Raw genomic sequence first — 19,818 nt, 5'->3', positions numbered from 1 at the left:
TGGCCCTCGGCTCCTGCCGGGGGCCATCACCCTACGTGACCACGAATGGTGGATGGACACGAACGGAGTAGCCGGTTACCGTGCCCCCAGCGTTCGCGCCGCTCGGGAGCAGGGTGAGGTGCGCAGTGCAGGACGGCCCGCAGCGGGTGACGACAACCGGCGCTTCAGAGCGCCCGAACATGGCTCGGCTCTTCGACTACTACCTGGGCGGAGCGCACAACTTCGCGGTTGACCGCGCGCTCGCCGAGGACAGCATCGCGAAGTTCCCCGTGGCCGAGATAGCCCGCACGATCAGGTCGTTCTCGCGTCGTGTGGTGCGCCTGTGCGTCGAGGAGTACGGCATCCGCCAGTTCCTCGACCTGGGCAGCGGCATCCCGACCGCCGGCAACGTGCACGAGGTCGCGCAGTCGATCGACCCGTCCTGCGGTGTCGTCTACGTCGACCACGACCCGGTGACCGTCGCCCACGCCCGCACGATGCTGCGCGACAACCTCAACGCCGCCATCGTACAGTCCGACATCAGCGACGTCGGCGCCGTGCTGAGGCACCCGGAGACCCGTCGCCTGATCGACTTCACCCAGCCGACGGCCGTGCTGATGGTCGGCGTCCTGCCGTACGTCGTCGATGAGCCCGCGGGCGTCGTGGCGCGCTATCGGGCCGCGTTGACCGAGGGCAGCATCGTCGCTCTGACACACCTCACGAAGGACGTGGAGCCGGAGCTCGTCGGCCGGCTGGTAGACCTCGGTGACGACATGGGGTCGAAGCTCGTGCCGCGCTCCAAGCAGGACGTGGAGGAGTTCCTCTGCGGCCTGAAACTGCTCGAACCCGGCCTGGTGCTCGCCGCCCACTGGAGGGCGGACGGCGAGCTGCCCGGAACGTCCGCGGCCGCCGACGCGTCGACCTACGGCGCCGTCGGGATGGTCTGACGACCAAGGCGAAGGCCGGGCCCGAAGCACAGGGGTGGCTTCGGAACCCGGCCTTGGTGCTCGCTCAGGCGGTTCAGCCCTTGTAGGCGCCCTGGGTGGCGAGAGCCGCCGCCGGGCCGCGGTACTGCGCGTTGCCGAAGCCGAGGATGGCGTAGCCGACGATGCTGAACAGCCACAGGGCGACGATGCCGAAGACGGCGTCCTTGCCGAACGACTTCGCGATGTCGATCGACATGATCGCGAGGACGATCACGTTCACGCCGGGGATCAGCAGCAGCACGGTCCACCAGCCCGGGCGGCCGGCGATCTGCGTCAGCACGTACAGGTTGTAGATCGGGACGATCGCAGCCCAACCGGGCTGGCCGGCCTTGGTGAACGTCTTCCACATGACGACGATGCCGACGACGGCGACGATCGCGAAGATGACGCCGAAAACGGCGAGACCGCCGAGAATCGCGGTGGTGTCGGCCTCGGTGAGCGTCGGCTGGTTCGGGTCCACGGTCTTTCCTTCTTTCCACGCTTGCTTTTGTGCCGGGGGATCGGCGAGCGGGGACGCTGCCAGGACCGTGGACCCGTCCTGTGTGGAATACCTCTTTCGTGAGCCTTTCGAGACCTTACGTAGACATTCAGTCGGCAGCGAGTGCGGACAGTGCTTCTCCGCTCACGCGCATGGTCGTCCACTCGTCCATCGGTATGGCGCCCAACGACTTGTAGAACCCGATGCTCGGTTCGTTCCAGTTGAGCACCCACCACTGCAGGCGCGTGTAGTTCTTGTCGACGCACTCCTGGGCAAGCGCTTGCAGCAGCTTCTTGCCGAGGCCGTTGCCGCGCTGGTCCGGCGTCACGTAGAGGTCTTCGAGGTAGACGCCGTGCACGCCGTCCCACGTCGAGAAGTTGAGGAACCACAACGCGATCCCGACGACCTGACCGTCCACTTCGGCCACGTGGCCGAACAGCGCGGGCTGGTCGCCGAACAACGCGGTGTGCAGCTGTTCCGGCGTGAGGTGGCACTCGTCCGGCGCCTTCTCGTACAGCGCCAGTTCGTACACGAGCCCAACGGCCGCGTCGACGTCGCGCGGCTCGATCCGTCGGATCATCACGCCTCCCAGGCAGGCACGTTGAGCCTGCGCACCTGCGGGTCGCCCCGCTCGTCGCCCAGCTGGCAGGTGCCCGCCGGGTCCAGTCCGAAGTGGACGCCCTGGTCCGGCGCCAGCCCGAGCCACGCCGCGATCAGCACGCGGCTGAAGTGCCCGTGACCGACCAGCACGACGTCGCCGCCGGGCAGGATCTTGCGCACCTCGCCGAGCACCTTGCGCGCCCGCTCCTGCACCTCCGCGTGCGTCTCCCCGTTCGGCATCGGGTGCGACCACACGGTCCAGCCGGGCACGCGCTCGCGGATCTGCGGCGTGGTGATGCCCTCGTAGTCGCCGTAGTCCCACTCGGCGAGGTCCTCGGTGGTCGCGTTCACCTCCAGCCCGGCGAGCGCGGCGGTCCGAGTGGCGCGCTGCCGGGGGCTCGTCAGCACGAGAGCGGGCGCCTGGTCCGTCCCTCGCAGCCGGGCGAGCGTGGCGCCCGCGCGGCGTGCCTGCTGCTCGCCTTCCGGCGTCAGCTCGATGTCAGTGCGTCCCGTGTGCCTGCCGCTCTCGGACCACTCGGTCTGGCCGTGCCGCAGCAGGTAGAGGTGGGTGCTCACCCCGTTGATCCTAAGGAGTGACGGGGAGCACGTTTGGAGTAGTCCACCATCGAGGTACCCCGCTCGCCATGACCGCCGAGAGCCGCGACCACGGCGCGCCGGACGACGTGAACGCCCAGGAGATCCGCGAGGCCTTCGGGGTTCGCGTGGCCCGCATCCGGGCCGAGCTGACCTCGACGTGGAACAAGCTGAGCCAGAACGAGCGCGACGGCGACCACGACGGCCGGTGAATTTCCCGGTCGTTCGCGCAAAGAAATTTCGTCTGCGTCCGAAATGCGTGCGCATTGCGGCGAGATCTGGTTTCCTGGGAAGTCTGCGTCCCTCCAGGCGCTGCGGAATTGATCGACAGTCACGGTGTTGAAGGCCTTTGACGAGGGACATTGCTCTTCGTTGGGCCGAACGGCGTAATACTCACGGCTGTTTCTCGTTTTAATTGGCAGATTCCCGGCATGAATGGGTGCCGTTGTTGTGTCGCGTCGATAGAACGGAGTGGACCCGTCCTTTCAGAGGGGGACCCACACCATGCGTCGCACAGCCGCGCTGTTAGTACCTGTTCTGCTGTTCGGAGTCCTTCCGGCGCTGCCCGCGTCGGCCGCTCCGGGCACACCGGCCACCCCGGGCTGGAGCGTCTCCGGGAACGTCGTCCGCTGGACCACGCCCACGTCGGTGCCCTTGCGCGACGCCGGCGTGGAGTTCTGGGAGGGCGACCGGTTCCTCGGCCGCGCCCAGGAGTCCGCGAACCTGCGCACGTTCACGTTGCAGGCGGAGCTCACGGACCCGGCCGCGCTGCAGGTGAGGTCGGCCGGCAAGAGACTCGACGTCTTCGAACCGCCGGCGGCGAGCCTGTCCGCGCCGCAGTTGCCCGCGGTGCAGCCCGACGGCGGCGTCGATCCCGGCACACCGGGGCCGTACGCGACCACGACCGGTGAGTACGCGCTCGACCCGATCAAGCTGCCAGGGTACGCGGCACCGGTCGAGGTGGAGGGCGTCGTGGTGGCGCCGAAGGACGCGCCGGGCAAGCGCCCGCTCGCGCTCTTCCTGCACGGCAGGCACTTCACCTGCTACAGCAAGTCCGATCCGAACCGGATCTCGCTGAACTGGCCGTGCCCCAGCGGGTTGACCGCGGTGCCGAGCCACAAGGGGTACCTGAAGGCACAGCAGTTGCTGGCGTCGCAGGGATATCTGACGGTGTCGATCTCGGCCAACGGCATCAACGCACAGGACGCGGGGACGCCGGACGCGGGTGCGCAGGGACGGTCGTCGCTGGTGCGGCACCACCTCGCGAAGTGGGCGGACTGGGCCGCCGGACGGGGCGCGGTGCCCGCCGCGGTGCGGTCCGGGCCGGCCGCCGACATGTCGAAGGTGTTGCTGTACGGGCACTCCCGCGGCGGTGAGGGCGTCAACCGCGCCGCCACCGACAGCCTCACACCGCCGCCCGGCGACACGGGGTTCTCCGGGCCGGTGCGCTGGAACGTGCGCGGCACGGTCCTCGTCGGCCCGACGATCTTCGGCCACAACCCGGCGCCGGACGTGCCCTCGGTGACGTTCCTGCCCGGTTGCGACGGTGACGTGTCCGACCTGCAGGGTCAGGTCTTCGTGGACCAGACCCGCGGCTTGAGCAGGGGCGAGGCGTTCCACAGCGCGCTGTACGTGATCGGCGCGAACCACAACTACTTCAACAGCGAGTGGACTCCCGGCCAGGCCGAGGCGCCGGCGTCCGACGACTTCTGGCCCGGCGAGCAGCCCGATCCGCTGTGCGCGCCCGGTACGCCCACCCGCCTGACCGCCGAGCAGCAGCAGACGATGGGGGCCACGTACGTCGCGGCGGCCGCGAAGCTGTTCCTCGGCCGGGACGAGTCGGTGCTGCCGCTGCTCGACGGATCGGGCGTGCGCGCTCCGTCCGCCGACCCGGCCCGCGTGCTCTCGCACGCCGTCGGTGCCGACCGCAGGCCGTTCGTCGTGCCGGACGGTGCGACGGGTGTCTCCGGCAGCGCGCGCGTCTGCCAGGAGACGTCCCGTGACCCGGCGATCGGTTGTGGTGGCGCGCGTTCGCCGCACTTCGTCGGTTTCCGCGGTGCGGTGTCGCAGCCCGAACGCCTCGCGGTCGCGCTGAGGTGGACCTCGGCCGGGCAGGCCGGTGTGATCACGCCGGCCGAGCCGGTGTCGCTGGCCGGATCGCGCGACCTCGCCCTGCGCCTCGCCGTCGCGCCGAACGCGGCGGCGGCGAAGTTCGGCGTCGCGGTGACCGACCGCAACGGGCAGAAGCACTCGCTGGGTTCGGTGCCGGTGGCCGGTCTTCCCGGCAGCGATCGCACGAGTTCGTTGTGGGCGCAGGAAGTCCGCGTGCCGTTGCCGCACGGACTCGGCGAGGTCGCCTCGCTGGAACTCGTGCCGGAGTCGGCGTCCGGTGAGGCGTGGCTGATCGACGCCCACGGCTGGGACGAGGGGCTCGTCCCGGTGGTGCCCACGCGGCTCTCCCGCGTCGACGCGACGCTCACCGACGTGGTGGAGGGCGACTCCGGCACGCAGACCGGCAACGTCGTCATCACGGCCACCGGCAGCGGCACCCGCGAGTTCCGGCTCTTCTACAACGAGCCGGGCAACAAGCCCGCCACGAAACTGGTGACGCTGCGACAGGGCGAGCGCCAGGCCGAGGTGCCGGTGACGTGGACCGGGAACACCCGCTGGTCCTCCGACGTGCTGAACCCCGTTCAGGTGCAGGCGATCTCCAACGCGGTCGTCGGTTTCGCGACGGGCGGACTCCTCGTGCGCAACGACGACCCGATGCCGAAGCTGACGGTGACGCCGGTCGCCGACAGCGTCGCGGAGGGCGGCACGCTGAGGTGGAAGGTGACGCTGTCCGAGGTCGCCGACTCGTCGATCGGCCTCCACGGCACCCCGGTCGTGCCCGCGTCCGGCACCGAACTGTCCACAACGGACGTCGACCCGACCTGGCTGGAGCAGAACTCGGGTGAGAAGCCGTTGCCCTCGCGGCCGTTGTCGGCCACGGGACTCGGGCTCTACGTGTTCATCAACGCCGGCTCGACCTCGTTCGAGTTCGGGGTGCCGACGGTGGCCGACACCGAGACCGAGGGGGAGGAGCAGGTGCGGCTGAAGTTCGAGGGCTTCAACCCCACCGGTACCGGCTTCGAGGTGACCGGCAAGGTCACCGAGGGGGTGTGACGGTGCGCGGGTGGTCGCTCTCGCGGCCACCCGCGTCCTTCGTCGTCCAGCTGCTCAGCAACCGCAGCTTCTCCTCCGACGGCGACCCGGTGTCGGCGCTGTAGATGACGACGGTCTGGCCTTCCGCGTCCGGCAGCTGCAGGGTCTGCCAGTTGAGCTTCATGTCGCCGACGGCCTCGTGGAAGAACCGCTTGACGCCGTGCTGGTGCTCAGAGAGCCGGTAGTCCGCCCACATGCTCGCGAACTCCTCCGACCGCGTGCTCAGGTCGCCGACGATCCGCGCCACCGCCTCGTTGCCCCGTCCGGGCACGATCGACGCCCGCAAGGTGGCCACGATGTCCGAGGCGATCTCCGCCCAGTCCCGGTAGACGATCCGCGCCCTGGGGTTCAGGAACATCCACTTCGCCAGGTTCCGCCCTTCCGGCGGCATGGCCTCGAAGTCGTCCAGCAACGCCTTGCCGGCGTGGTTGATGCCGAGGACCTCCAGGTGCGGCCCGTGGATGACGGCGGGCACGTCGATCGCCCGGATCATCGACTGCACCGCGGGCCTGGCCCTCGCCGTGCTCTGGTGCCTCGTTCCGGGCTGGAGGAGGGAGCTGAAGTAGCGGCTCTCCACGTCGTCGAGCCGCAGCGCCCGCGCGACGGCCTCGACGACCTGCTCGGACACGTTGCGCGCCCGCCCCTGCTCCAGCTTGACGTAGTAGTCGACGCTGACCCCGGCGAGGATCGCGACCTCAGCCCGCCGCAACCCCTTGACCTTGCGCGGTGTCGTCGCCGCGGGCAGGCCCACGTCCTCGGGGCTCAGTGCCGCCCGGCGCGAGGTGAGGAAGTCGCGCAGTTCGATGGTCATGGTCCCGAGTATGGGGTTGGTCCGTGGTGGGCGGCAGCGCGTGGGTGGTACTGCCAGAGCCACGCTGAGGGGTACCAGTCATCCCGTTCTCTTCGGCTTCGTGGTGGGACGTAATGGAAAGCGTCAACAGCACCGCTTCCGAGGAGAACATCGTGTCTGTTTGGTTCGTCACCGGCGCTTCCCGCGGCTTGGGCCTGGAGATCGTGAAGGCGGCTCTTTCCGAAGGTCACTCGGTGGTCGCCACGGCCCGCGACCCGCAGTCGATCGAGAAGGCCCTGCCGGGCTACTCGGAGAGCCTGCTCGCGCTACCGCTGGACGTCACGTCCGAGAACGCCGCTCTCGCCGCCGTGCAGGCCGCCGTCGCCCGCTTCGGCACCATCGACGTCCTCGTGAACAACGCGGGCCGCGGCCTGGTCGGCGCGGTCGAGGAGACGAGCGACGCCGAGGCCCGTTCGGTCTTCGACATCAACGTCTTCGGCCTCCTGACCGTCCTGCGCGCCGTCACGCCCGTCCTGCGCGCGGCCCGTTCCGGCCGAATCCTCAACATCAGCTCGACCGGCGGCGTGGTCGCGTGGGCAGGCTGGGGCGTCTACAGCGCCACGAAGTTCGCGCTGGAGGGCATCACCGAAGCGCTGCGCCTGGAACTGGAACCCTTGGGCGTCCAGGTCACCTCGGTGCAGCCGGGCCCGCTGCGCACGGACTTCCTGGCGTCGTCCTCTTTGGGTCACGTTTCGCGCGTCATCGACGACTACGCCACGACCGGCGGCGCCTCGCGTGAGTGGGCCGCGTCGTCGCACGGCCAGCAGGAGGGCGACCCGGAGAAGGCCGCTCAGGCGATCCTGACCATCGCTGCTGCTGACGAGATGCCCGCGCGGCTGCCGCTGGGCACGTCCACGCTCGGCGACATCCGCACGAAGCTCACTGCCGTGGGCGACGAACTGGAGAAGTGGCAGGAGCTCTCCCGCTCAACCGACGTGGCGTCCTACTGAGCCTCTCGGATTCTCCGAGCTCGTTCCAGAAGGATTTCGGCCTCGTCCAGTTGGCCGAGGTCTTGCAGCAGCCCGGCGAGGTTGTTCAGGTACAGGGCCGATTGAGGGTGGTTGGGGCTGTGAGTTGCCTCGTGGATGGTGAGGGCGCGTTCGAGCAGGGGTTTGGCCGCGTTGAGTTGGCCGAGGTCTTGCAGCACCAGGGCGAGGTTGTTCAGACGCAGCGCGGTTACAGGGTGGTTGGGGCTGCGAGTTGCCTCGTCGATGGTGATGGCGCGTTCGAGCAGGGGTTTGGCCTTGTTGGGTTGGCCGAGGTCTTGCAGCACCAGGGCGAGGTTGTTCAAGCGGATGGCGATTGTGGGGTGGTTGGGGCCGTGGGCGGCTTCGTCGATGGTGAGGGCACGTTCCACGCCCTGGCCCGAATCTTGGTGGCAGGTTCGGGTTTCCCACCGGAGAACGCGAACTGGGCGAGGATGCCGGCCAGCACGAGCACGAGGAGCACCAGCCACGGCCGTGCCGGGTCGGCCTTGAACCACCCCGGGATCTCGTCCGAGGCGAAGTTCGTCACCAAGCCGACTGCCGCGGCCAGGACCGCGATGATGACGCCGTTGACGATCCGGCGACGGGGAGTCATACGACATCAATCGATCCGAAGGCCCGACCTGTTGCGTTTCAGCCCAAAATGAACGGCGCTCACCGCCCTGAAGGATGAACACGTGAACCTCGGCACCATCGGCCAGGCGGTCGGTCTGTTCGCCGTCACCAACGTCGACGACATCGTGATCCTCGCCCTCTTCTTCGCCCAGGGCGCGGGCCTGCGCCACACCACCCGCACCATCGCCCTGGGCCAGTACCTGGGCTTCGCGGGCATCCTCGCCGCCGCCGTCGCAGCCGCGTTCGGCGCCACCTTCCTGCCGGACGAAGCGATCCCGTACCTGGGCCTGCTGCCCCTCGTGCTCGGCATCAAGGCCGCCGTTCAAGCATGGCGGCACCGCAACGATCCCGATGAGGAACAGACGGCGAGAGGCCCGACGGTCCTCGCGGTCGCCGCCGTCACGTTCGCCAACGGCGGCGACAACATCGGCGTCTACGTTCCGGTGTTCGCCACCTCCAGCGGTGACATGGCGGTCTACGTGGTGGTGTTCCTGCTGCTGGTCGCCGTGTGGGTGGCGATGGGCCGGTACTTCGCGACGCGTCCGGCGGTCGCGCGCGTGCTGTCGAGGTGGGGTCACGTCGTGCTGCCGGTGGTGTTGATCGGCATCGGCGTGCTCATCCTCGTCGAGGGTGGCGCGTTCGGCCTATAACAGCGCCGATCGCCCTCCCCCGTCGGACCTGATCGGCTATGAAATGCCCGTGATGAGTCGGAGCGCACAGTTCGCGGTGGCCGCGTCTGCCGTGGTGGTCGCCGTTTGTGCCGTCGTGCTGACGGCGAAGGTCCTGTGGTTCTCCGGGCTGCCGGTCGAGGCGCGGCAGGAGATGACGTTCAACAGCGCCGAGCTCGCGAAGCGGGTGCAGCGGGTGCTGGGCGACCGGGGTGAGCTGCCGGGGATCAGCAGCGGGATGAGCTGCCCCGAGCACGTGGTGATCAGGTCGGGCAACGCGTTCGGGTGCTCGGTCGTGCACGACGACAAGGTCAAGACCGTGCGGATCGTGGTGACCGACGCGGAGGCGGGGACGATCCAGGTCGGGAAGCTCGAGGGCTAGCCCGACAGCTGCTCCGGCGCTGACCGCTCACACCGCAGTTGAACAGCGATGACGCCGCGACCGGCGAGGGCGCGATCCCGGCGAAGGTGTCCGTGAACGCACGCCCGGTGGTCACGATCGCACCGGCCGTCTGCGCCCCGACGTAGGCGCCGACCTCCTTGAGCGGCGCCGGTGCGTGAACCAGGAGGGGGAGCGTGACCACGGGGTTGAAGTGCGCCCCCGACACCGGCCCGAACAACGTGATCAGCACCCCGAGGCCGAGCACGGTGGCGAGTGAGTTGGCGAGCAGCTGCACGCCGACGTCCCGCGACAGCCCCGCGGCTTGGATGCCGGAGCCGACGACCACGGCCGCGAGCGCGGCGGTGCCGAGCGCTTCAGCGGTTGCCCGGCGTCCGAGCGTGCCGGTCATGCGTTCACGGAGGTGCGCAGGAACCCGGCGAGCCGGTCGAGCGTGGCGGGCAGTGCCCAGTAGTAGACCCAGGTCCCGCGTCGTTCGCAGTCCACGAGCCCGGCTTGCCGCAGCAGCTTGAGGTGGTGCGAGATCGTCGGCTGCGCCAGGTCGAAGGCCGGCGTCAGCTCGCAGACGCAGACCTCCCCACCCTCGCGGGACGCGATCATCGACAGCAGTCGCAGCCGCACGGGGTCGCCCAGAGCCTTGAAGACGGTGGCCAGCTCGACAGCCTGTTCGGCGTCCAGCGGAGCAGGGCTCACGGTGCCGCAGCAGCCGTCGGGCTTCACGATCTCCAGCTCTTGTTTCGACACACTTCTATCTTGACGTTCTTCGAATCAAGGCGCAAGGTTGCATCGACCAACATCGATACAACGAGTTGAGGGGCAGAGATGACCGAGTCGTCCACAGACCTGCGTGAGGTCGTGCGCCAGCGCTACGCCGCGGCAGCCGTGAAGGTGACCGACGGCGACACGACGTGTTGCGGACCCCAGCCCATCGAGACCGACGAGAACTTCGGCTCGACCCTCTACGCCGCCGACGACCGCGAAGCCCTGCCGGCCGAAGCCGTCGCCGCCTCACTCGGGTGCGGCAACCCGGCCGCCGTCGCCGAGCTGAACGAGGGAGAGCGGGTCTTGGACCTCGGGTCCGGAGGCGGGATCGACGTCCTGCTGTCCGCGCGGCGGGTCGGCCCCACCGGCAAGGCCTACGGCCTGGACATGACCGAGGAGATGCTGGCCCTGGCGTTGGCCAACACGGCGAAGGCGGGTGCGGCGAACGTCGAGTTCCTGAAGGGCGACATCGAGGCGATCCCGTTGCCCGCCAACACGATCGACGTCGTGATCTCCAACTGCGTGATCAACCTGTCGACCGACAAGCCCGCCGTCTTCGCCGAGACGTTCCGCGTCCTCAGGCCCGGTGGCCGCATCGGCGTCTCCGACGTCGTGTCGAACGACGACCTCACGCCCGAGCAGCGCGCCGAGCGAGGCAGCTACGTCGGGTGCATCGCCGGGGCGCTGTCGTTCACCGAGTACCGGGACGGCCTCGAAGCCGCGGGCTTCACCGACGTGGAGATCACCTCGACCCACGAGGTCGCCGACGGGATGCACTCCGCGATCGTCCGGGCGGTCAAGCCGGCCGATGCTCCCGCCGCCACGGTCGTCCCTGCCGTTGGCCGAGACTGAGAGCCCGTGGGCTACACCTTGCTCGCCACCACCGTGTAGTTCTCGGCCTCGGGGTCGAACGTGCTCATGTCCGTCCGGAGGCCGACCCGGTGCAACTCGGCTTCGAGTTCTTCGTAGCGGTAGGGCCAGCTCGACAGCAGTTCCGAACTCACCAGAACCGGCCCGGCCGCGTCGACCTGCGCGATCGCGATCTCGATGTGGTGCTCGTCCTCCCAGTTCGGCGCGATGTCCCAGCGGTAGACCACGACGGCATCGCGTCCGTTCCGGCGGACGAGTCGGTCACCGATGTCCAGCCGGGAACCCCTGGCCCTCACGAGTTCCCAGGTGCGGGAGGTGAGCACCAAGCGCCCGCCGCGGCGCAGCAGCCGTGACATCGACTCCAGGGCAGCGGCTCTGCCTCGCGCGCCCTCGGCGTGGTGCAGCGAGTTGCCGACGCAGAACACCACGTCGAAGGTGCCGTCGTCGAAATGGGCGGGCAACTCCTGCCAGTCCGCCCGCACCGTCCGGACGGATGCCCCGAACTCCTCGGCCAACTCCGCGGTCCGGCGAACCATCGCGTCGCTGGCGTCGGTCGCGGTGACGTGCATGCCAAGGCCGGCGAGGCCGACCGCCAACTGCCCGGTCCCGCACGAACAGTCGAGGACGTGAGCGTTCGGCGGCACGAGACGGAGGACGTCATCGAACGACGCGGCGAACTCGGCCGGAGTCAGCTTCGCGTCCGAGATGAGCCACTCGTACACCTCGGCAAGCGCGTTGTAGCTGCTCACACCTACGACCTCCGTCACGCGGCAGACTCACGGCGGTCGTCAGTACATCAGCGGGGCAAGTCGGTCACCAATGGTTTTCCGGAGGGTGACGCGAAGCACGAGCGCTCGGAGTGCCGTCCACTGTGGACTCGCTGGACCGTCCGGGGGCCGTCGAACAACCCCCCGAGGACGACGAACGACGCTGACCGACGAAACAGGTTCCGCTGGTCAGCGTCGTTTTCAGGGCTCTGAACTCAGCCCTGCTTGGTCTCCCAGAAGATCTTGTCGATCTGGGCGATCAGGTCGAGCAGGGCCTGGCCGCTGGCCGGGTCCATCGAACCCTTGGTGCCCGACGCACCCGCGGCCTTGGTGGCGCGGTTGAACAGGTCGTGCAGTTCGGGGTACTTCTCGAAGTGCGGCGGCTTGAAGTAGTCCGTCCACAGCACCCACAGGTGGTGCTTGACGAGCTCGCTGCGCTGCTCCTTGATCAGGACGGCGCGCTCCCGGAACTCCGGGTCCTCGTTGGCCTGGTACTTCTCCTGGACCGCCTTGACCGACTCGGCCTCGATGCGGGCCTGCGCCGGGTCGTAGACGCCGCAGGGCAGGTCGCAGTGCGCGGTGGCTTCGACGCGCGGGCGGAGAATGCGCGACACGAGTCGCATCGTTCCTCCCAGAATGAGAAAGACAGTGGATGCTCCGACAGGTAGGACCCTACTCCGGCTGCTCGAAGGGTGATCGTTGAGACCGCGCCTCTCCACCGTGCTCGTCCGGGGTCCGTCGATGGCACCTGCCCTCCGCCACGACGACATCGTGCTGGTCAGGTGGGGTGTGAAGCCCAAACCGGGGCAGATCGTCCTGGTTCGGTGGGCGAGCCGGCCGGGGCAGCTGTCGGTGAAGCGTGCCTCCCACGAAGTGGACGGCGGGTGGCACGTGGTGGGAGACAACCCGTTCGCGAGCACCGACTCCGAGCACCTCGGACCCGCTGAGGTGCTCGGAGTGGTCAAAGCTCGACTATGGCCGAGACCTGCGCTCCGGCCGTGAATCTCACGCCTTGAGCGAGGCGTACAGCGCGAGGCAGTCCTCGTAGCGGGGCAGGACGCCGGCCTCGTACGCCTCGGCCAGCGTCGGGGCGGCGGTGTCCTTCTCGGACAGCTTGAACTCGAGTTCGCGCGGCCACGGCAGGTCCAGGGCGGCGTCGAGCGGGGTGAGGCCGTGCTCGCCGGACGGGTTGTAGGGCGTGGAGCAGAGGTAGTTCATCGTGGTGTCGTCCTCGAGGGCGATCATCGCGTGGCCCAGGCCCTCGGCCAGGTACACCGCGTTGCACTTCGTGGAGTTCACCAACACGGCGTCCCACTGCCCGAAGGTGGGGGAGCCGACGCGGATGTCCACGATCACGTCGATGAACGAGCCGCGCGGGCAGAAGACGTACTTCGCCTGAGACGGCGGGACGTCCGCGTAGTGGATGCCCCGGATCGTCCCCGCGCGGGACACCGAGTGGTTCGTCTGGGCTACCCGGAGGGGGTGCCCGACCGCCTCGACGAAGGCGGCCTCCTGGTACGGCGAGACGAACACGCCGCGGTCGTCGGGAAATGTCCGGGGAGTGAACTCGAACGCGCCGTCAATTTTCAGCGAACTCGCCTGCATGCCGTCACTCTAAGGCGTCAATCTTTCTTGACCGATCGGGTGCTTCCTGCCAGCGGAAACTGACCGGTCGGTTCAGAAAACCGGACGGACGTCTTGCTACATGCCCTCTGACCTGCGGAAAAAGTGTGATCCCCGCCGCAGACAGCGACGCGGGTCCCTGCCACACTTCCCGTCACCCGCAGCACTCGGGCCGTTCTCCGACGCAACTCGTCGGAGGGCACGACCGAGTTTCCAGGCCCCGTGTACCCGGCGTGACAACGCTGGGCCGGTGCGCCGTTTGGTGATGAGCCCGATTTGAAGGGCCACTACGCCGCCCGCACCGCAGGAGGGACGCCGTGACAGCAGTGAACGAAGCCCGCATCGAGAACTCCGATCCGACGCAGTTGACGGACGAGGAGATCTTCAACGCGCACCTGGGCGGGAAGCTCGAGGTCGGCGCGACCGCCTCGCTCGCTGACCCGAAGGCGCTGTCCATCGCGTACACCCCTGGTGTCGCACGAGTGAGCAAGGCCATCGCGCAGGACGCGTCGCTGGCCGCGAAGTACACGTGGGCGCACCGCCTGGTCGTCGTCGTCAGCGACGGCACCGCGGTGCTCGGTCTCGGCGACATCGGCCCGAGCGCGTCGCTGCCCGTCATGGAGGGCAAGTCCGCGCTGTTCAAGACGTTCGGCGGCCTCGACTCCATCCCGCTCGTGCTCAACACGACGGACGTGGACGAGATCGTCGAGACGCTGGTGCGGCTGCGCCCGTCGTTCGGCGCGGTCAACCTCGAGGACGTCTCCGCGCCGCGCTGCTTCGAACTGGAGCAGAAGCTGATCGAGGCGCTCGACTGCCCCGTCATGCACGACGACCAGCACGGCACCGCCGTCGTGTCGCTGGCGGCGCTGAACGGCGCGAACACCGTCCTCGGCAAGAACATCGGCGACCAGCGGGTGGTCATCTCCGGTGCGGGCGCGGCGGGCATCGCGATCGCCAAGATCCTCATCGCGGCCGGCGCCGGTGACATCACGCTGCTCGACTCGCGCGGCATCGTCCGCACGGGCCGGGCCGGTCTCAACCCGATCAAGGAAGAGATCGCGGCGGTCACGAACTCCAGTGACCTCGACGGTGGCATCGACGTCGCCCTGCGCGGCGCCGACGTGTTCATCGGCGTGTCGTCCTCCAAGGTGTCCGAGGACCTCATCGCGAGCATGGCGCACGACTCGATCGTGTTCGCGCTGTCGAACCCGGACCCCGAGGTGCACCCGGACGTCGCCGCCCGGCACGCCGCGATCGTGGCCACCGGCCGCAGCGACTTCCCGAACCAGATCAACAACGTGCTCGCGTTCCCCGGCATTTTCCGCGGGGCTCTCGACGCGGGTGCGCGACGGATCACCGAAGGCATGAAACTCGCGGCCGCCGACGCAATTCTGGCCGTCGCGAAAGATGATTTGGGCCCAGACCGAATTGTGCCCTCCGCGCTCGACCCGAGGGTCGGACCCGAGGTCGCAGCGGCTGTGGCCGTGGCCGCGAAGGCCGACGGAGTCGCCTGATCACACGCCTGTATTCGCCACTCATTTGCAAGTTCACGGGAACCGGAACCACGAACGTGGCTTTTCGTTAACCCGTGCAGGGGTGGGCGATGACGCTCTGAAGCGCTACCGTCCCTCTCCTCGGGTGTTCACCCGAGGAGAGGGTTCGTGTTTGCCGCCGTTCGGGTGCCGTTGTCGTGCCCACCCGAATTGCCGCGGGCGGTGGATGCGGGAGAGGGTGGGTCGGTGCCCAAGTGGGTGGGACGCGCGACGGTGGTGAACGGCCGTGCACGGACGGCTGCCCCGGCGAACGGGAAACCTCCGATGACGCTCGACGGGCTGACCCTGCCCGACGCGCCGTCGTTGCTCGTCGACGCCAAGGGCGTCGTCATGCAGGCCAACCCGGCCGCCGTGGAGCTCGCGGGCGCGCAGGGAGCCGACGACCTCGTCGGGCACCCGCTCGGTGAGCTGCTCCTCGGCAACACCTCCGACCTGCGGCTGGCGCGCGTGGACGGCTCCGAACTGCCGGTGCGCGTCGCCCGCCACGCCGTACCGGGAACGGGCCTGCAGGCCGTCCTGCTGATCGACGTCTCCGACCTCGCCACGGCCGCGGACGCGTTGCGCGACGAACAGCGCCGCCTGCGCAAGGTGCAGCGGGTCGCCGAGCTGGGCTCCTGGGAGTTCGACCCCGGCACGGGCCTCACCGTCTGGTCGGACACGCACTACGCACTGCTCGGTCTCGAACGCGGCACCGTCGTGCCGGGCGCGCAGGCCGTCCTGGACGTCGTGCACCCGGACGACCACCACATGGTCGAGACGTACTGGCACGGTCGCGAGATCACCGGCGACCCGATCGACATCGAGTACCGGATCATCCGCCCCGACGGCCAGCTGCGGTGGATCCGCGGCGTCGCGGAGGCGAAGCTCGACGACGCGGGCGCCCTGGACAAGATCACCGGCTACATCCGCGACATCACCGAGGCGAAGCGCGCCGCGACCGAGCTCGCCCAGGAACGGGCACGGCTGCTGGAGGCGCAGCGCATCGCCCGCATCGGCAGCTGGGCGTACGAGACCGGCACCCGCGCCGTGCACCGCAGCGAAGTGCTGATGGAGATGTTCGCCGAGCTCGGCATGACGCCGGACGACGACCTGCTCAGCGGCGTGCACCCGGAGGACCGCGAGGCCGTGAAGGCGTTGCGGCACTCCTTGCTGCACGCGAGCGACGGCGAACCGGTCGAGATCGAGGTCCGCAGCGAGGTCGGCGAACGCGTCTACATGTGCCGCGCCCGAGCGGAGTTCGCGTCGTCGGGCAGCATCGAGCGCTACCACGGCACCATCCAGGACGTCACCGAGGCGCGTGCCCTCGAACGCCAGATGCGCGAGGACCGCCGAAGACTGGCGGACGCCCAGCAGGCCGCCCGCCTCGGCATGTGGGAGTGGAACCCGGCCAGCGGCGAGGTCGTCTGGTCCGACATGCTGCGCGACCTCTACGGCATCCCCGCCGAGGTCGCCGGCAGCTACCAGTACTACCTCGACCTCGTGCACCCCGAGGACCGCTCCTGGGTCGACGACCTGTGGCGCCAGCTCTCCGTCGACGAGATCGCCGTCCAGTGCGAGCACCGCGTCATGCGCCCCACCGACGGCGCGACGCGCATCTTCCGGTGCCACGGCATGATCGTGCACGACCCGCGCGGCAAGCGGCTCGCCGTCGGCACCGCCCAGGACGTCACCGAGCAGCGCGCCGCCGAAGCCCGCATGAAGCGTTCCTCGCAGCGCTTCACCGACCTCGTGTCCGTCACCCCCGTCGGCATCGGCCTGTTCGACGAGGGCGAGCGCCTGGTCGACGCCAACGACGCGTTGTGCGACCTGCTCGGCATGGAGCTCGAACAGCTGCGCGGCATGACCGCCGAACAGCTCACCCACCCCGAGGACACCTCGCCCGGCCTGCAGTGGGCCGCCGAACGCACGCAGAAGATCCCGCAGCGCATCCTGGTCCGCCCGGACGGCGAGAAGGTCTACTGCGAACTCCACATCGCCCTGTCCGTCCAGGACGACGGCCGCCGCTTCTGGCTGATCGTGTTCCTGGACATCACCGAACGCCGCCGCGCCGCCGAGGCGTTGCGCCACCAGGCCACCCACGACGAACTGACGGGCCTGCCGAACCGCGCGCTGGTGAAGGAGATCCTCGGCAAGGCGCTGGACGGCCCCGGCCGCTCCAAGGTCGCCGTGCTGTTCTGCGACATCGACAACTTCAAGCGCGTCAACGACTCCCTCGGCCACGACGCCGGCGACGAGCTGCTCGTGGCCCTGGCGCGGCGGCTGGAGGGCGGCCTGCCCGACGGCTGCACCGCCGCCCGCCTGTCCGGCGACGAGTACGTGATCATCTCCGAGGACATCGACTCGGTGGGCGGCGTCGACGCACTGGCCACCCGGGTCGCGTCCCTGCTGCGCACCGCCGTTCCGGTGCACGGCCAGCTGGTCCGCGTCTCGGCGTCGATCGGCGCCGCCGTCCCGAACGGCTCGCGCGCCAACGGCGCCGACCTGCTCCGCTTCGCCGACGCCGCGATGTTCGAGGCGAAGCGCGCCGGTGCCGGCCGGGTGTCGCTGGCCTCGGCCGCGCTGATCGCCTCCGCGGACCGCCAGGTGCACCTGGAGGGCCAGCTGCGCGACGCGTTGCAGCACGACGGCCTGGCGTTGCACTACCAGCCCGTCGTGGGCGTGGACGGTGCGGTGCTGACCGCCGAGGCCCTGGTGCGCTGGCCGCACCCCGACCGCGGCCTGCTGCCGCCGGACGTCTTCCTGCCCGTCGCCGAGCAGGGCGACCTGATGCGCGAACTGGACCGCTGGGTGCTGCGCACGGCGTTGCGCGAGGCCGCGACCTGGCCCGCGCCCGACGGCCGCCCGGTGTCCGTGGCGGTGAACCTGGCCGGTCTCGTGCCGGGTGATCCGGAGTTCGTGGACATCGTCTCCACCGCGATCATGGAGTCCGGCGTCCCGTGGGAACGTGTGGTGCTGGAGCTGGTCGAGACGGCCTTCGTCGACCTGCCTTCACGCGTGCGCCAGTCGATGGACGAACTGGTGAAGCGCGGCGTGCAGTTCGCCGTCGACGACTTCGGCACCGGCTACTCGTCGCTGGCCCGCCTGAAGGACCTGCCAGCGCAGATCATCAAGGTGGACCGGCGCTTCGTTTCGGGCGTGGGCAACGACTCCTCGGACTTCGCCGTCGCCCGTGCCGTCGTGGACATGGCCAGGGCGATGGGACGCAAGTGCGTGGCCGAGGGCGTGGAGACCGCGACCCAGTTCCACGTGCTGCGCGGGGTGGGCGTGGACGCGTACCAGGGGTGGCTGTTCTCGCGTCCGGTGCCGCCCAAGGAGTTCCGCGCCGTGCTAGCCCTCGGTCCGCTCCACATACCGCGCGCTGGCTGAGACCTCCGGCAGCAACGCCGCGATCCGGTGCTTCGGCAGGTCGATCAGCCGCAGCTCCAGGTCCTCCTGCACCACCGGGGCGTTGTCGATGATCTCGGCGGCCTGCTTCTTGGTCAGCACGCCCTGCGAGGCCGTGATCAACGCCTCGCGCCACACGTTGCGCAGCTTGCCGTGCGCCTTCATCAGCACCTCGCGCACGGCACGCTCGCCCAGCGACAGCGTCCCGGTCAGCACCTGATCGGCGACGACGATCGTCGTCCTGGCATCTGGGTTGTTGCGCAGGAACTTCAACCTGAACCGCGTCGCGACGAGTTCCTGCAGTTCCTTCTGCCCCGCCTCGGACGACACGGCGGGATGGTTGTTCGGCACCAGGCACGCGAGGCGGGCGGGCGACGACGCGAGCAACGTGCGCAGCAGCCACGGGCCGGGGTCCGCGGACAGGTCGACGGCGAGCGAGGCGGCGCCCTTGCCGACGGGCTCGGCCCAGCCCGCCGCGCGCGGCTTCGGGGGCGGCGAGGACTCGGGACGCGGTGCCAGGTCGGACAAAGCGGCCAAAGCCTCGGACGACGGCCCGAACGACTCGACGGACTGCGCGCCGTGCGTGTAGATGCGCGTGCCGCCGGACACCGCGCGGCGGCCCGTGGGACGGCACACGTAGAGGTCCGCGGCCGAGCCGATGGCCTGCGCGCCGTCGAAGCGGTGGAACGCCGGGAGGATCGCCTCGAAGACCAGGCCGAGCTTCTGGAGTTCCTGCTGCACCTTCAGGCCCAGGGCGGGCGTGCGGTCGGAGAAGCCGTAGGCGAGGAGCAGGCGGCCCGACGCGATGTCCTCCAGCGCCTCGATGCCGCGGCCGGCGAACAGGCCCATGCCCTCTGGCGTGTAGGGCGGGTCGCTGAAGACCAGGTCGGCCGACTCGAGAACGGCCTGCGGCAGCCCGAAACGCATGTCGCAGTGCAACGTCCGGATGTTCAGACCCCGTGCCGCCGCGCGGGAGTCGATGAACTCCAGCAGGCGCTCGTCCAGGTCCACGACCGTGATCGACACCGACGAGTTGACCGCGGCGACGGCCAGCGACGTCAGGTCGTGGTCGCCCAGGCACAGCAGGCGCCTGCCCGCGAGGTCGTAGACGGAGTCCAGCCACACGGCCCGGTTGAGAGCGGTCTCAGCCGTGGCCTGCACGTGGTCCAACGAGGACAACGGCGCGGGCACGTCCGCGACGTCCACGAGGATCTGGCGCAGCACGTCGGTGTGGTCGCGCACACCGGACACCCCGAACTCCGCGCGGTACGCGCCGACCAGGCCGGGGGCGATGCGGTAACGATCACCTGAAGATTCGGCGTCGTCGCCCAGGGCCTTCAGCAGGTCCTGCACGGTGCGGCGGGGTACCGCGGGCAGGCGCACGAGTTCTGCCAGCGGGTGCCAGTCCTCGCTGAGCAGGGACAACACCTCGCGGAGCTTGCGGGCGTGCACGCCGCGTTCCGCCACCAACTGCCGGACCTGATCGATCGTCACAAGCG

General features: G+C 69.4%; 22 protein-coding genes. 10 read left to right on the top strand and 12 right to left on the bottom strand.

Annotated elements, in window-relative coordinates:
• Window positions 1–80: 80 nt before the first annotated feature.
• Window positions 81–926, top strand: a complete 846-nt coding sequence (locus tag QSK25_RS32280) for an SAM-dependent methyltransferase (RefSeq protein ID WP_352236626.1) — start codon at window positions 81–83, stop codon at window positions 924–926.
• 73 nt (window positions 927–999) lie between these two features.
• Here the strand turns inward: QSK25_RS32280 and QSK25_RS32275 are convergent, their stop codons facing one another.
• From QSK25_RS32275 to QSK25_RS32265, 3 genes are all read right to left on the bottom strand, one after another.
• A complete protein-coding gene (locus QSK25_RS32275; protein WP_285643893.1) occupies window positions 1,000–1,425 on the bottom strand; it encodes a DUF5684 domain-containing protein in 426 nt (141 codons plus the stop codon).
• Window positions 1,426–1,552: 127 nt separating this feature from the next.
• On the bottom strand, window positions 1,553–2,023 hold the full coding sequence (locus tag QSK25_RS32270) for a GNAT family N-acetyltransferase (RefSeq protein WP_285643891.1): 471 nt from the start codon (window positions 2,021–2,023) through the stop codon (window positions 1,553–1,555).
• Window positions 2,023–2,619, bottom strand: a complete 597-nt coding sequence (locus QSK25_RS32265; protein WP_285643889.1) for a histidine phosphatase family protein — start codon at window positions 2,617–2,619, stop codon at window positions 2,023–2,025. The genes QSK25_RS32270 and QSK25_RS32265 overlap by 1 nt, the downstream gene beginning before the upstream one ends.
• Before the next feature lie 68 nt (window positions 2,620–2,687).
• Here QSK25_RS32265 and QSK25_RS32260 point away from each other — a divergent pair, with 68 nt between their 5' ends.
• Window positions 2,688–2,849 (top strand): hypothetical protein, encoded by a 162-nt coding sequence (locus QSK25_RS32260; RefSeq protein WP_285643887.1) that lies wholly within the window; start codon window positions 2,688–2,690, stop codon window positions 2,847–2,849.
• A gap of 292 nt (window positions 2,850–3,141) precedes the next feature.
• A complete protein-coding gene (locus QSK25_RS32255) occupies window positions 3,142–5,802 on the top strand; it encodes an alpha/beta hydrolase family protein (RefSeq protein WP_285643885.1) in 2,661 nt (886 codons plus the stop codon).
• Here the strand turns inward: QSK25_RS32255 and QSK25_RS32250 are convergent.
• Complete coding sequence (locus QSK25_RS32250; protein WP_285643881.1) at window positions 5,786–6,652, bottom strand: helix-turn-helix transcriptional regulator; 867 nt, start codon at window positions 6,650–6,652, stop codon at window positions 5,786–5,788. The two genes, QSK25_RS32255 and QSK25_RS32250, sit on opposite strands and share 17 nt — an antisense overlap.
• 152 nt (window positions 6,653–6,804) lie before the next feature.
• Here QSK25_RS32250 and QSK25_RS32245 point away from each other — a divergent pair, with 152 nt between their 5' ends.
• A complete protein-coding gene (locus tag QSK25_RS32245) occupies window positions 6,805–7,641 on the top strand; it encodes an oxidoreductase (RefSeq protein ID WP_285643879.1) in 837 nt (278 codons plus the stop codon).
• Here QSK25_RS32245 and QSK25_RS32240 read toward each other — a convergent pair.
• Entirely contained in the window at window positions 7,635–8,048 is a 414-nt protein-coding gene (locus QSK25_RS32240; protein WP_285643877.1) for a tetratricopeptide repeat protein, read from the bottom strand. The two genes, QSK25_RS32245 and QSK25_RS32240, sit on opposite strands and share 7 nt — an antisense overlap.
• Window positions 7,979–8,272 carry a hypothetical protein gene (locus tag QSK25_RS32235; protein WP_285643875.1) on the bottom strand — a complete coding sequence of 98 codons (294 nt, stop codon included), beginning with the start codon at window positions 8,270–8,272 and terminating at the stop codon, window positions 7,979–7,981. Before QSK25_RS32235 ends, QSK25_RS32240 begins: the two co-directional genes overlap by 70 nt.
• Before the next feature lie 82 nt (window positions 8,273–8,354).
• Between QSK25_RS32235 and QSK25_RS32230 the strand changes: the two genes are divergently transcribed.
• Both QSK25_RS32230 and QSK25_RS32225 read left to right on the top strand, forming a co-directional pair.
• Window positions 8,355–8,942 carry a cadmium resistance transporter gene (locus tag QSK25_RS32230; protein ID WP_285643873.1) on the top strand — a complete coding sequence of 196 codons (588 nt, stop codon included), beginning with the start codon at window positions 8,355–8,357 and terminating at the stop codon, window positions 8,940–8,942.
• Between the two features lie 52 nt (window positions 8,943–8,994).
• Window positions 8,995–9,342, top strand: coding sequence for a DUF4333 domain-containing protein (locus QSK25_RS32225; protein WP_285643871.1), 348 nt, complete (start codon window positions 8,995–8,997; stop codon window positions 9,340–9,342).
• Here QSK25_RS32225 and QSK25_RS32220 read toward each other — a convergent pair.
• Together QSK25_RS32220 and QSK25_RS32215 are read right to left on the bottom strand one after the other, a co-directional pair.
• Complete coding sequence (locus QSK25_RS32220) at window positions 9,272–9,751, bottom strand: aquaporin (protein ID WP_285643869.1); 480 nt, start codon at window positions 9,749–9,751, stop codon at window positions 9,272–9,274. The two genes, QSK25_RS32225 and QSK25_RS32220, sit on opposite strands and share 71 nt — an antisense overlap.
• Entirely contained in the window at window positions 9,748–10,104 is a 357-nt protein-coding gene (locus QSK25_RS32215; protein WP_285643868.1) for an ArsR/SmtB family transcription factor, read from the bottom strand. Before QSK25_RS32215 ends, QSK25_RS32220 begins: the two co-directional genes overlap by 4 nt.
• Before the next feature lie 78 nt (window positions 10,105–10,182).
• Here QSK25_RS32215 and arsM point away from each other — a divergent pair, with 78 nt between their 5' ends.
• The gene (arsM, locus tag QSK25_RS32210; protein ID WP_285643866.1) at window positions 10,183–10,974 is read left to right on the top strand and encodes an arsenite methyltransferase; all 792 of its coding nucleotides are present in this window, start codon (window positions 10,183–10,185) and stop codon (window positions 10,972–10,974) included.
• A gap of 11 nt (window positions 10,975–10,985) precedes the next feature.
• Here arsM and QSK25_RS32205 read toward each other — a convergent pair whose 3' ends face one another.
• Both QSK25_RS32205 and sodN read right to left on the bottom strand, forming a co-directional pair.
• The gene (locus QSK25_RS32205; protein ID WP_285643864.1) at window positions 10,986–11,741 is read right to left on the bottom strand and encodes a class I SAM-dependent methyltransferase; all 756 of its coding nucleotides are present in this window, start codon (window positions 11,739–11,741) and stop codon (window positions 10,986–10,988) included.
• A 233-nt stretch (window positions 11,742–11,974) separates the two neighbouring features.
• Window positions 11,975–12,382 carry a superoxide dismutase, Ni gene (sodN, locus tag QSK25_RS32200; RefSeq protein WP_030476597.1) on the bottom strand — a complete coding sequence of 136 codons (408 nt, stop codon included), beginning with the start codon at window positions 12,380–12,382 and terminating at the stop codon, window positions 11,975–11,977.
• A 97-nt stretch (window positions 12,383–12,479) separates the two neighbouring features.
• Between sodN and QSK25_RS32195 the strand changes: the two genes are divergently transcribed.
• The gene (locus tag QSK25_RS32195; protein ID WP_285644155.1) at window positions 12,480–12,761 is read left to right on the top strand and encodes a S24 family peptidase; all 282 of its coding nucleotides are present in this window, start codon (window positions 12,480–12,482) and stop codon (window positions 12,759–12,761) included.
• 3 nt (window positions 12,762–12,764) lie between these two features.
• On the opposite strand, the gene QSK25_RS32190 is transcribed toward QSK25_RS32195, so the two are convergent.
• Window positions 12,765–13,364, bottom strand: a complete 600-nt coding sequence (locus QSK25_RS32190; protein ID WP_285643862.1) for a dTDP-4-dehydrorhamnose 3,5-epimerase family protein — start codon at window positions 13,362–13,364, stop codon at window positions 12,765–12,767.
• 335 nt (window positions 13,365–13,699) lie between these two features.
• Between QSK25_RS32190 and QSK25_RS32185 the strand changes: the two genes are divergently transcribed.
• Both QSK25_RS32185 and QSK25_RS32180 read left to right on the top strand, forming a co-directional pair.
• The gene (locus QSK25_RS32185; protein ID WP_285643860.1) at window positions 13,700–14,896 is read left to right on the top strand and encodes an NAD(P)-dependent malic enzyme; all 1,197 of its coding nucleotides are present in this window, start codon (window positions 13,700–13,702) and stop codon (window positions 14,894–14,896) included.
• Window positions 14,897–15,121: 225 nt separating this feature from the next.
• Entirely contained in the window at window positions 15,122–18,301 is a 3,180-nt protein-coding gene (locus QSK25_RS32180) for a bifunctional diguanylate cyclase/phosphodiesterase (RefSeq protein ID WP_285643858.1), read from the top strand.
• On the opposite strand, the gene QSK25_RS32175 is transcribed toward QSK25_RS32180, so the two are convergent.
• Window positions 18,263–19,813 (bottom strand): bis-aminopropyl spermidine synthase family protein, encoded by a 1,551-nt coding sequence (locus tag QSK25_RS32175; RefSeq protein WP_285643856.1) that lies wholly within the window; start codon window positions 19,811–19,813, stop codon window positions 18,263–18,265. The genes QSK25_RS32180 and QSK25_RS32175 overlap by 39 nt on opposite strands.
• Between the last annotated feature and the right edge of the window lie 5 nt (window positions 19,814–19,818).

Origin of the sequence: Lentzea sp. NBRC 102530 (assembly GCF_030269365.1) — a bacterium.
Classification (GTDB): domain Bacteria; phylum Actinomycetota; class Actinomycetes; order Mycobacteriales; family Pseudonocardiaceae; genus Lentzea.
This window is presented reverse-complemented; position numbering and strand designations above follow the sequence as displayed.